Source organism: Novosphingobium sp. (assembly GCF_040398825.1).
Lineage (GTDB): Bacteria > Pseudomonadota > Alphaproteobacteria > Sphingomonadales > Sphingomonadaceae > Novosphingobium.
Window position 1 is genome coordinate 84,166 of record NZ_JBBATI010000001.1, and the last position, 11,340, is coordinate 95,505.

The 11,340-nt window shown below is 66.7% G+C and carries 10 protein-coding genes; 6 read left to right on the forward strand and 4 right to left on the reverse strand.

What is annotated here, in order from left to right:
- Window positions 1-40: 40 nt before the first annotated feature.
- Window positions 41-733: an RNA polymerase sigma factor gene (locus ABWP89_RS00365; protein ID WP_353226446.1), complete on the reverse strand. Its 693-nt coding sequence runs from the start codon at window positions 731-733 to the stop codon at window positions 41-43.
- A 412-nt stretch (window positions 734-1,145) separates the two neighbouring features.
- On the opposite strand from ABWP89_RS00365, the gene ABWP89_RS00370 reads away from it, so the two are divergent.
- Window positions 1,146-4,424 carry an autotransporter gene (locus tag ABWP89_RS00370; protein WP_353226447.1) on the forward strand — a complete coding sequence of 1,093 codons (3,279 nt, stop codon included), beginning with the start codon at window positions 1,146-1,148 and terminating at the stop codon, window positions 4,422-4,424.
- 128 nt (window positions 4,425-4,552) lie between these two features.
- Here ABWP89_RS00370 and ABWP89_RS00375 read toward each other — a convergent pair whose 3' ends face one another.
- Window positions 4,553-5,689, reverse strand: coding sequence for a pyridoxal phosphate-dependent aminotransferase (locus ABWP89_RS00375; protein ID WP_353226448.1), 1,137 nt, complete (start codon window positions 5,687-5,689; stop codon window positions 4,553-4,555).
- A gap of 108 nt (window positions 5,690-5,797) precedes the next feature.
- On the opposite strand from ABWP89_RS00375, the gene ABWP89_RS00380 reads away from it, so the two are divergent.
- On the forward strand, window positions 5,798-6,331 hold the full coding sequence (locus ABWP89_RS00380; RefSeq protein ID WP_353226449.1) for a hypothetical protein: 534 nt from the start codon (window positions 5,798-5,800) through the stop codon (window positions 6,329-6,331).
- On the opposite strand, the gene ABWP89_RS00385 is transcribed toward ABWP89_RS00380, so the two are convergent.
- On the reverse strand, window positions 6,328-6,918 hold the full coding sequence (locus ABWP89_RS00385) for a J domain-containing protein (RefSeq protein WP_353226450.1): 591 nt from the start codon (window positions 6,916-6,918) through the stop codon (window positions 6,328-6,330). The two genes, ABWP89_RS00380 and ABWP89_RS00385, sit on opposite strands and share 4 nt — an antisense overlap.
- Before the next feature lie 41 nt (window positions 6,919-6,959).
- On the opposite strand from ABWP89_RS00385, the gene ABWP89_RS00390 reads away from it, so the two are divergent.
- Genes ABWP89_RS00390 through ABWP89_RS00405 form a run of 4 tightly spaced genes read left to right on the forward strand, consistent with a single transcriptional unit; the run spans window position 6,960 to window position 10,248 of the window.
- Entirely contained in the window at window positions 6,960-7,232 is a 273-nt protein-coding gene (locus tag ABWP89_RS00390; protein WP_502915196.1) for a BolA family protein, read from the forward strand.
- Between the two features lie 48 nt (window positions 7,233-7,280).
- Window positions 7,281-8,114, forward strand: coding sequence for an SDR family NAD(P)-dependent oxidoreductase (locus tag ABWP89_RS00395; RefSeq protein ID WP_353226452.1), 834 nt, complete (start codon window positions 7,281-7,283; stop codon window positions 8,112-8,114).
- On the forward strand, window positions 8,111-9,028 hold the full coding sequence (locus tag ABWP89_RS00400; RefSeq protein ID WP_353226453.1) for an alpha/beta fold hydrolase: 918 nt from the start codon (window positions 8,111-8,113) through the stop codon (window positions 9,026-9,028). Before ABWP89_RS00395 ends, ABWP89_RS00400 begins: the two co-directional genes overlap by 4 nt.
- Before the next feature lie 5 nt (window positions 9,029-9,033).
- Window positions 9,034-10,248 (forward strand): low temperature requirement protein A, encoded by a 1,215-nt coding sequence (locus ABWP89_RS00405; protein ID WP_353226454.1) that lies wholly within the window; start codon window positions 9,034-9,036, stop codon window positions 10,246-10,248.
- Here ABWP89_RS00405 and ABWP89_RS00410 read toward each other — a convergent pair whose 3' ends face one another.
- Entirely contained in the window at window positions 10,249-11,337 is a 1,089-nt protein-coding gene (locus ABWP89_RS00410) for a DUF2332 domain-containing protein (RefSeq protein ID WP_353226455.1), read from the reverse strand.
- Window positions 11,338-11,340: the final 3 nt, after the last annotated feature.

Genomic DNA, 11,340 nt, shown 5'->3' on the forward strand with positions numbered 1-11,340 from the left:
CGCCCCGCCCACGTCGCCGCAAGCGGTTTGGCCCGCATCGTCACGGTGCGTGGCGGCGCTCCGCCTCACCCACCGCGACCAGATCACGCCATGCCACCGCCTGTGTGGCCAGCACGCCACGCAATTGACGCCGCGCGCGAAACAGCAGCGATTCCATCGCCTTGATATGCAGATCCAGCAGTTCGGCCGCCGCCGCGTTCGACAGCCCCTGCAGATAACACAGCACCAGTGCGGCGCGATAGCGTTCGGGCAAGGCCGACAGCGCAGCGGCCACTTGCGCATGCGCCTGGTCCGCCTCGATCTGCACGTCGGCCAGCAGCGCGGTATCGGCCATGTCGGGCAGATCGGGAATGGTCACCACGCGAAACCGGCGTTTGCGATCATAACACAGGTTGACGGTGACGCGGTGCAACCATGCGCCCAGCCCGGCGCCGCTGGGCTGCCACCGCGCGGCATGCTGCCACAACCGCGCAAAACAGTCCTGCACCACGTCTTCGGCCTCGTGCGCGTCGGCCAGCATGCGCGACGCCACGCGCAGCAGCGCAGGCCGGTGCCGATCGACCAGCACGCCAAACGCCGCCACCGACCCGGCTGCGACCGCCCGCAGCAGCGCGACATCATCGATGCGCGCGCTGTCGGGCGGGGGGGTCGCGCTGCGACCAGCGCCCGCGCCACAGGTGCCGCCGGGCATGGTCACCGGTTTGGCGATCATCGTCATGGTTGTCGCGGTCATGGTTGTCGCGGTCGTTGTCGATGTCATGGATTGTCACACACGCAGTCTGCTCCGTCAGTCTCCCCCCGTAATGTCCTGCCTGACTGGCACCACGGGCACGGCTGGCCGTGCCCGGTGGTCCCCTTTCAACCCCGCGATCGGGGTGCGGTCCGGGCGATGAACGCAAAATTTACAGGATTGCCGGCGAAGTTCTTTTTTTGACTGGGTTGCCTTGCATGGTTTAACGACTATCCACGTTTACCGTTCCGATGCCCCCATTGCGACACGACCTTGCGCAGCGGCGCGGGTTGGGCATGGCGGGGCAACGATCTTTCGACGGGCGGGCGGCAGGTCAATCCAGCCATCCGTCACCCAGACCACGGACCGCCCGGCACCCGCCGTGCGGGCCCCAATGCCGGATGACAGAATGCTGATGCAGCGCAAAATTTCGCAGTTCCTGGCTTCGACGGCCGCCATCGGTCTGGGCCCGGTCGTTGTTGGTTGCGCGGTGGCACTGGTTGCCGCCAGCCCCGCGCAGGCCGACACCACCGTTTCCACCGGCACGACCGGTGCGCTGCTGACATCGACCGCCGGCGCCGTGACCATTACCAACACCGGCACGCTGGCGGCGACGCCGGGCGCGGTGATCACCGTCGATTCGGCCAAAAACGTGTCGATCAACCCCGGCGGCACGATCAATGCCGGCAGCGCGAACAGCGCGGTCAATGGCGCGACCGGCATTCTGATCAATCCCGGCAACACCACCACGGTCACCAATTCCGGCACCATCAACGTGCTGGAAAATTTCACCCCGACCAACGTCAACAGCGGCTTTGTGTTCAGCCCGGTGTCGGGCGTCAGCGGTCGCTATGGCATTTATGGCGCAGCGGGCGGCACCATCAACGCAACGATCGCCAACACCGGATCGACCACCACCAACGGGGTGACCGCAGTAGGCACGATCAATGTCGATGGTGAAAATTCGGCCGGCATCCGCATCGATGGTGCGCTCAACGGGTCGCTCAACACCCAGGGCGCGATCAATGTGCTGGGCGATCACAGCTATGGCGTGAAACTGGCCGGCGTGACCGGCAATGTCACGATCGGCGGCACCGTAACCGTCACCGGATCGGGTTCGCAGGGCTATGTCCAGTCGGGCGATGTGACCGGCGCGATCGTGATCGATGGCGCAATCTCCAACGCCACCAGCTATACCAGCACCAGCGGCGCATCGCTGACGCTGGCGGATACGCTGCTCAACACCGGCAGCGCGGTGACCGAAATCGACGGCAATGTGACCGGCGGGATCCGCATCAACGCGCCGACCACGTCCACCTCGACCGACGCCAACCGTGGCTCGATCACCGCCTATGGCAACAACCCGGGGCTGCAGATCGGCGGGGCGACCGCGATCACCATCGGCGCGGGCACCACCAACAACGGGTCGTTCGCGCTCGGCATCGACGGCAATGTCACTGCCAATGCCTACAACGCGTCGACCCCGGCCTATGCGGTCGTGATCGGCGGACGGGGTGGCGCTGTCACGCTGACCAACGGCATGGAAAACTATGGCACGATATCGGCCAAGACCATCAACGACGGCGCTACCGCGCTGCTGGTCAACACCGGCGCGTCGGTCCCCACGATCCTCAACACCGGCACGATCAGCGCCACCAGCAGCCTGCAGGCGCATGGCAACATCTATGGCGTGCAGGACCTGTCGGGTTCGGTCAAGACACTGACCAACCAGGGCTATATCACTGCAACGGGCGCCACCGGCGGTACCGTCGCGGCGATCGACCTGTCGCACAGCACGACCGGGGTCACGCTGACGCAAAGCTATACCGCGGCCAATACGACCAGCGAAACCACCGACAAGGCCGCCACCGGCTATAACCCGCTGACCGCCACGCTCTATGCCGGGATCACCGGCGACATCTATCTGGGCACCGGCGCCAACACCGTCACCATCCAGGGCGGCAGCCTGACCGGCAAGACCTGGCTGGCAGCGGGCAGCACCAACACCATCGCCGTCAGCGGCGTTTCGCGGTGGGGCAGCACCAGCAGCGCGATCAACGTCGGCAATTCGGGCGGCACCGCGGCGCTGACCATGACGTTGAAGGATTATGCGCAGTTCAATGGCGCGCTCAATCTGTACAACAGCACCGGCAGCCTGACGCTGAACGACAAATCGCAGTTTCTGGGCGCGATCACCAACGGCGGCAATTTTGATGTGACCGTGACCGGCGGCACGTTTGGCGCCAATGCGGTCGGCGACAGCCTGGTACGCAACCTGAACGTGGGGGCGGGCGGCACCCTGCGCGCCTATATCGACGCATCGACCGGGACCAGTTCGCATCTGGTGGCCAACAGCGCGACCTTTGCCAGCGGGGCGAAAATCCTGGTGTCGGTCAACGCGCTGAGCACCACCGCCGCCAGCCATTCATACAACGTGCTGACCGCGACCACGCTGACCGGCGCCAGCACGCTGACCAGTTCGTCGCTTAACCTGCCGGTGCTGTTCAGCGGCAGCATCACCACCGATGCCAACAACGTCACCATCAACGTGGGCCGCGCCACCGCGACCCAACTGGGCCTGACCGGTGCGCAATCGGCGGCCTATGGCGCGATCCTCAGCGATGCCGCCGCCAACGCCTATCTGCAGAACACGCTGTTGCAGATCTACGATACCAAGACCTTGCGCACGCGGTTCAACGAATTGCTGCCCAACTATGACGGCGGCACGTTCGATGTGGTGACGCGCGCCTCGCGGCTCGCCGCACGGCACCTCGACGATGATTCGACGATGTATTCGATCAGCGATTCGGCCGCCTGGCTGGAACCGATCGTGTTCCGCGGCACGCGCAAGTCGGGCGACGGCCCGGGCTACAAAACCAGCGGCGGCGGTCTGTCGATGGGCGTTGAAAAGGTCACCACGCTGGGCAATGTCGGCCTGACGCTGGCATACCTGACGGGCACCGCGAAAGTCGCGACAACCCTGGCGAACAGCACGACCGCCGCGACCGGCCAGTCGATAAAGACCAGCGCACTGCAGATCGGCGCATTCTGGCGCAAATCCGCGGGCCCGTTCTATATCTGGGCGCGCGGTTCGGTGGGCAAGGAAACCTTCAAATCCACCCGCACCTTCAACGGGTCGTTTTCCACCGACACCGCCAGCTCGGTCACGGCAACCACCTTTGCCTATAACGCGGCCGGCAAATGGAAAGGCTGGTCGGCAGCGCTGACCGGCGGGATGTCCTATACTGCGGAACTGGGCGAACATTTCAGCCTGCGTCCGCGCGCGTTCATCGAATACGACCGGTTGAAGGAAAACAAGTACGTCGAAACCGGCGATACCCCGATCGCGCTGACCGTGGCCGGCAAGACCAGCAGCCAGACTGTGGCCACCACCACGGTTTCTGCGCTGTGGAGTTCGGGCAAGAGCACGCATGAAGGCCGGCCGTTCACGGTCGAGCTGGAAGCGGGGCGGCGCAGCTGGATTTCCGGCAACCTGGGCACCACCACCGGCACCTTTGGCACCGGCGATTCGTTCAACCTGGTCGGCAGCCACCTGCCATCGGCGTGGGTTGGCCAGTTCAGCATCATGCAGGGCGGGCTGGATTACACCTGGAAGATCGGCACCGACATCGAACGCGGCACCGACAAGGGCATGGCGTTCGGCGTAAAAGCCTCGCTCAGCATCGCGCTGTAAGGCTCGGTCCGCACTTCCCCCCTCCCCTTCAGGGGAGGGGCCGGGGGTGGGGCCTCTCAATATAGCTCGGCGCCTGGGGATAGGCCCCACCCCAACCCCTCCCCTGAAGGGGAGGGGCTTGAACGAAATTACACCCCAGATCGCGCCGCAAACCACGGGATCAGCCGGGCAATCGCGGCCTCCACCAGCGGGGTGGCCACGGCAAAGCTGATGCGGATGAACCGGTGCCCCAGCACCGGGTCGAAATCGACCCCCGGTGCGATCGCCACCCCGGTATCGGTCAACAGCCGCATCGCAAAGGCCAGGCTGTCATCGGTCAGATGGCCGACGTCGGCATAGATATAAAACGCGCCATCGGGCGGCGCGATCCGGTCCAGCCCCATCGCCGGCAGCGCGGCCAGCATCAGATCGCGGTTGCGGGCATAGGTCGCGACATGCGATTCCAGCTCATCATCGCAGTCAAACGCCACCAGCGCGGCCCGCTGGCTAAGCACCGGCGGGGTCAGAAACAGATTGCCCATCCGCGCGCGCGCCTGCGCCACCAGCGCTGGCGGCACCACCAGCCAGCCCAGCCGCCAGCCCGGCATGCTGAAATATTTGGAAAAGCTGTTCACCACCAGCGCATCGGGCGCGACCCGCAGCACCGAATGTGCCGCCGCGCCAAAGGTGATGCCGTGATAGATTTCATCGGCGATCAGGCTGATCCCCCGCGCGACGCAGACCGCCGCGATCCGCGCCAGTTCATCGGGCGCAATCACCGTACCGGTCGGATTGGCGGGGCTGGCCAGGATCACCGCATCGGGCGCGGGATCGATCGCGGCCAGCGCGGCCGCATCCAGTTGATACCGCGTGGCCGGGCCGCAGGGCACCTCCACCGGTTCCATGAACAGCGCGCGGGCATTGTTGCGATAGGCGACATAGCCGGGCCGGGCAAACGCCACCCGCGCGCCCGGGCCACCGATCAGCGACAGCGCCATGACCAGCGCCGGCGATGCCCCGCAGGTCAGCACGATCCGCGACGGATCGATAGTCACACCATCTTGTTCAAGATAGGCGCGCGCGATCCGTTCCTTCAGCGGCTGGCTTTCCCAATAGCCCATCGCATCGGTATCGAGCACATGGTGCGCGCATGCGATCGCCGCCGCCGGCGCGCCGGTCGATGGCTGGCCAAATTCCATGTGGATGACATCGCGGCCTTCCGCGCGCAGGCGATGCGCCAGGGCCGAAACAGCCATGGCATGGAACGGTTCAAGCTGTGCAATCATGCCCGGATCACTGGGCCGAATGCCGGGAATTGACAAGTGCGCGTTGGGGTGTGACCCCTGCACCAAGGCCGGGCGGCACGTATCGCCCTGCCAGCCACGGAGAGGTCAATGTCCACACTCACCCCGCCGCCCGGCACGCCCCCGGTCGTGCCTCTAAAAACCGCGCTGGTGATCACCGCGATCGCGGTCGCACTGATTGCCGGGTTCGTGGTGATCGGCGCCGTGCTGCATGTCGTACCGGTCTATGCCGGGTTCCTGCTGCTGTGGTACTGGACATCGGTCACCCATTCGGACTTGCGCGCGCTGGCGCCGGCGGTGGTCGGCGGAGTGACCGGCGCGGGATTGAGCTATCTGCTGCAGACCGGCGCCGCGCATGGCAACGTGCCGCTGATCCTGGCCGCGCTGGGCCTGATGGTGGTGGCGCTGTTCCTGGTCATTTCCGGCCGCCTGCCGCTGTTCTGCAACGCCGCCACCATGCTGTATGTCACCGTGTTCAACGCGCCGGTGATCCAGCAGGGCGAAGATTTTCGCGGCGTAATCATCGCCACGGTCCTGGGCATGGTCTGGTTCGGAGTGTGCATCGGCGGGCTGAGTAGGCTGGCGCCGACACCGGCGTCAGACCCAGCCTCTGCCCCGGCCTAAGCGAACGCCGGCATGCGGCGCAGATGCTGGTAGGCCTCAACCACTTCGCGCAACCGTTCCTCGTGCTCGCGGTCGCCGCCGTTGCGATCGGGGTGATAGCGGCGCACCAGTTCGGAATAGCGCGCGCGCAGGGCGCGGCGGTCGGCATCAAACCCCAGCCCCAGCGCATCATAGGCACGCGCGTCGGTGGGGTTGAGCCCGCGCTGTGCCGCCTCCTGACTTTTGCGATAATCACGCGCCTTGGCCCGCGCGCGGGCGGAAATCGCATCGAGCGGGTCGGCAAAATCGGCCCAGCGCGGCGCTTCATCAATCCCCGCGGTGGGCCGGAACGCGCGCGTTTCCGATGCCCAGCCGGCCAGCGGCGATTGCGCGCGTTCGATCTGTTCGGGCGTCATCCCGCGAAAAAAGTCATAGCCGCTGTTGAACGCGCGCACATGGTCCAGGCAAAACCAGCGATAGGCGCCCGGCCCGTCAAACCCCGGCGCGCGTTCGCCCGGCGCACGGAATTCGCCCGGTTCGGGGCATCCCGGTGCGTCGCAAGCGCGCGCTGTGCCTGCCATCCGGCCATGGAATCGATCGTGCGCCATAGGGTTTACCCCATGCCGCGACATCGGCTAGGATGGAAGCCATGACAGGACCCATTGCCCACGAGATCACCACGCTGCTCACCGCCGCGTTCACCCCCGATCACCTGGCGGTGATCAACGACAGCGCCAGCCACCATGGCCATGCCGGTCACGACGGATCGGGCGAATCGCATTTCACCGTAGAGGTGACCGCGGCCGCGTTCGCGGGCCAGACGCGGTTGCAACGCCAGCGGATGGTGATTGCCGCGCTGGGCGATATCGCCGGGCAACGCGTGCACGCGCTGGCCATCCGCGCACGCGCGCCGGGCGAATAGCCACGCGGCGGTCACGCCACAAACAAAGATAAAACCGGGGGAACAGGGATGGCAGGGGCGCAGACGGTCGCATGGATTACCGGCGCATCATCGGGCATTGGCGCGGCACTGGCGCGCGCCTGGGCCGCGCAAGGCACACATCTGGTGCTGTCGGGGCGCAACCATGACGCGCTGACCGCAGTGGCGGACGATCTGGCCGCGAAAGGGGTGGAAACGCTGGTGCTGCCGTTCGAAGTGACCGACCACGCGGCCCTGCTGGCAGCGGCGCAGACCGCATGGGACTGGGCCGCGACCCGCAGCGGCGGGATTGATGTGCTGGTCAACAATGCCGGAATTTCGCAACGATCGCTGGCGGTGGATACCGATTACGCGGTGTACGAACGCATTGTCGCGGTGGACCTGATGGCGCCGATCGCGCTGACCCAGGCGCTGTTGCCGCGCATGGTGGCGCGCGGCGCCGGCCGGATCGTGATGATGGCCAGCGTGGCCGGCAAAGTCGGCGTGCCGATGCGCACCGCCTATTGCGCGGCGAAATTCGGGCTGGTGGGCTATGCCGATGCGCTGCGGTCAGAGATCGCGGCGGCGGGCCTGTCGGTGCATGTCGTGGCGCCGGGTTCGGTCCGCACCAATGTTTCGCGCAATGCCTTGACCGCCGATGGCACGCCGCGCGCCACCAGCGACAGGGCGATCGAAAACGGGCTGGACCCCGATGTGGTGGCGCAGGACATCGTTGCGCGCGTGGCCGCCGGGGAACGCGAGATCATCATCGCCGAGGGGCTGGAACGCGATATCGCCGAACTGCGCCGCACGCCTGACGCGCTGTTCGACAAGATCGCAGTCCTGGCGCAGGGCTATGCCGAACGCATGGCGCGAGAGGCATGAACGCGCTGCCGCTCACCCGCATCGCGCTGGGCAACGGCATCGAGCTTGATGTGGTGGATGTGGGCCCGCGCGATGCGCCGGCGCTGATCTTTCTGCACGGCTTTCCCGAATCGCACCGCACCTGGCGGCACCAGATCGCGCATCTGGCGGGGCGTTTCCGCTGCATCGCACCCGACCAGCGCGGCTATCGCGGATCATCAAAGCCGGTCGGCGTGGAACACTATGCGCCCGCGAAAATGATCGGCGACGTGTTCCGGCTGGCCGATGCGCTGGGGGTGGAGCGTTTCACCGTGATCGGCCATGACTGGGGCGGCGCGATTGCCTGGGGCGTGGCGCTGACCGGTCAGCCGGGCGCAGCGGCCGCCGGGCGCGTGACCCGTGCGATCATCGCCAACGCGCCGCATCCGGCGATCTTTCCGCGCCTGTTGTGGACCAGCCCGGTGCAGCGCCGCGCCAGCCAGTATTTCCGCACCTTTCGCGATCCCGCGATCGATGCCGATCTGGCGGCGCATGGCCTGGCGCCCCTGCTGGCGCGGGTGCTGCCCGGCCCGGCATCGTCGCGGATGGAGCCTGAGGAGCGCGCAGCGCTGCTGGCCGACTGGGCCGATCCCGCCGCTGCACTGGCCATGATCAGCTGGTATCGCGCCAGCCCGGTCATGGTGCCGCCGCTGGATGCCCCTTATGCCCTGCCCGACAGCTTTCTGGCGCTGCCGGTGCCGCCGCTGACCGTTCCGACGCTGGTGATCTGGGGCATGGATGATCACGCGCTGCCACCCGAAAACCTGGCCGGGCTCGACCAGCATATCACCGACCTGTCGCTGGTGCGCATACCCGATTGCGGGCATTTCGTGCCGTGGGAGGCACCCGATGCGGTCAACGCCGGCATCGATGCCTTTCTGGCCACGGCGGACTGACGCGCATGGCACGGGGCCTGCTGCGCCGCGCCGGCAGCCACGCGGCGGTCAGCAACCTCGAACTGTTTTTCGACCTGGTTTACGTGTTTGCGATCACGCAGATTTCGCAATTCATGCGCGCACATCTGGGGCTGGCGGGGCTGGTGGAGGCCGCGCTGCTGTTCCTGGCGATGTGGTGGGCGTGGATCTACACCTCGTGGGCCACCAATTGGGCCAATCCGGAAACCGTGCCGGTGCGGCTGATGCTGATCGCGACGATGCTGGCCAGCCTGATCATGGCGACGGTGCTGCCCCACGCGTTTGATGGCAACCGCCAGGCGCTGGTGTTCGCCGGCGCCTATTGCGCACTGCAATTGGGCCGCACGCTGTTCATGGTGTGGGCGATGGCGCACGAAAATCCGTCCGGCAGCCGCAACCTGCTGCGCATATTCTGCTGGTTTGGCTATGCCACACCGCTGTGGCTGGCAGGCGCGCTGGTGGCATCGCGCGAAGCGCAAGTCATGCTGTGGGCGGTCGCGCTGGCCATCGAATATGCGGGGCCCTTTGCATTTTTCCGCGTGCCGGGCCTGGGCCGGTCAACCGCCGGCGACTGGGCGATATCGGGCAGTCACATGGCCGAACGCGCTGCGCTGTTCGTGCTGATCGCGCTGGGTGAAGGCATCGTGGTCACCGGCGCGGCCTTTGCCGAACGCGCGCCCGATGGCCCGCGCGTGCTGGCGCTGCTGGCCTGTTTCGCCGGGTCCGTGCTGATGTGGTGGATCTATTTCGACACCGGCGCCGAGCGCGGCGCGCGCCACATTACCCAAAGCGCCGATGTCGGCCGGGTCGCGCGCAATGCCTATACTTACATGCACCTGCCCATCGTCGCCAGCGTGGTGGCCTCTGCCGTGGCCGATGCGCTGCTGATGGCGGCGCCAGAGGCGGTGGCCAGCCCGGCACAGATCGCGGCGACCGCGGGCGGGCTGATCGGGTTTCTGGGCGGGCTGTCGCTGTTCAAACGTTTTTTCAGCCTGCGCGGCCTGCTGCCGCTCAGCCATGTGGTGGGGCTGGTGCTGCTGACCGGGCTGATTGTGCTCACCCGGTTCATCACCATGTCTGCAGTCGGCTTTTCGGCCTGGTGCAGCGCGGTGCTGCTGGTGGTGGCGGTGTGGGAATGGGGATCGTTCCACGGCGGCTGGCGCGAACGTTGGTTGCGCTGGCGCAACGCCAGCGCGAGCTGATCAGCCCATCCATTCCACCCACGCGCCGTGTGCATGCGCATTGCCCAGCACCACGTCCTCGTCCGGGCCGGGCCAATGACGCACGGTCAATTCGTGGCGGAATGTTTCGCGGTTGGTTTCCAGTCGCACCCAGGCCAGCCGGCGGCTGGCGCTGGCGCGCGCCCCGGTGGCCAAAATCCCGGCGGTGATGGCCGCACGCGTTGCCTCGGGCAGGTATTGCCACACGATCGAATGAAAAATCACCCGCGTGGTATCGGTATCCTGCGGCGCGGCCAGCCGCGCCCCGACCCAATCACCGGCATCGGCATGATCGACGCGCGGGCGCGCAGCCCGTGCCAGCGCGATCGCCGCATCCAACCGGTCCAGGCGTTGGGGGTTGTCGGCCCAGACATAACCCTTTAACCGCTGCGCGGCGTGCGGGTCGGTCAGATCGACCGGCGCGCGGTCACACCCGCGAATGGCAGTGATCACCACCGGAACTGCGGGCGGCGGCGGACCGATCCATTGCGGCACGATCCGCATTGGCGATGCTTCTGGCCCGGTGACCACGCCGCCGAGATCAAAGCGGAACCGGTCCAGCATGGTGTTGACCCCCGCACTCGCGCCCAGCTCGTTCAGTTCAAAGCGCGGTCCCAGCCGGTCGGACAGCCACAGCAGCGCCGCCATGATACTGGCCGACCGCCCCGCCTCATTGGTTTGCGGCGGGCCGTCCAGCCAGGGCAACAGATCGGCATCATGGTCGGCCACCACCGCGCCAATCACCGCATCGATCGCCGCCTGATCGGTCACTTCGCCCCGGAACACCGCGCCCAATCGATCGTCGCGCGCGGTAAGGTGCAGGTGGTGCAGCCCGCCTGTCAGCCGCAGCGGCAGCGCATCCTCCATCACGGTGTCGCCCCAGTTGGCCATCAGCCGGCCCACTTGCGTCGGCCCGGTCAGCAGCGCCAGTTGCGCACGCACCACCCGCGCGGTGATCGGCGCGTGGTTTTTATCGCCATGATCGGCCTGCCATGCGATCGCGCGGACGACGTCGGGATTTGGCGCAGGATTGGGCAAGGTGCCTGTTGGGGATGGGGTGATCGGTTCCACCTT

Bases quoted from the DNA above. Each gene is read 5' to 3' on its own strand.
- ABWP89_RS00390 (WP_502915196.1), top strand. From the start codon at position 6,960: ATGACAGGACCCATTGCCCACGAGATCACCACGCTGCTCACCGCCGCG.
- ABWP89_RS00400 (WP_353226453.1), top strand. From the start codon at position 8,111: ATGAACGCGCTGCCGCTCACCCGCATCGCGCTGGGCAACGGCATCGAG.
- ABWP89_RS00405 (WP_353226454.1), top strand. From the start codon at position 9,034: ATGGCACGGGGCCTGCTGCGCCGCGCCGGCAGCCACGCGGCGGTCAGC.
- ABWP89_RS00395 (WP_353226452.1), top strand. From the start codon at position 7,281: ATGGCAGGGGCGCAGACGGTCGCATGGATTACCGGCGCATCATCGGGC.
- ABWP89_RS00365 (WP_353226446.1), bottom strand. From the start codon at position 733: ATGACCGCGACAACCATGACGATGATCGCCAAACCGGTGACCATGCCC.
- ABWP89_RS00370 (WP_353226447.1), top strand. From the start codon at position 1,146: ATGCAGCGCAAAATTTCGCAGTTCCTGGCTTCGACGGCCGCCATCGGT.
- ABWP89_RS00385 (WP_353226450.1), bottom strand. From the start codon at position 6,918: ATGGCGCACGATCGATTCCATGGCCGGATGGCAGGCACAGCGCGCGCT.
- ABWP89_RS00375 (WP_353226448.1), bottom strand. From the start codon at position 5,689: ATGATTGCACAGCTTGAACCGTTCCATGCCATGGCTGTTTCGGCCCTG.
- ABWP89_RS00380 (WP_353226449.1), top strand. From the start codon at position 5,798: ATGTCCACACTCACCCCGCCGCCCGGCACGCCCCCGGTCGTGCCTCTA.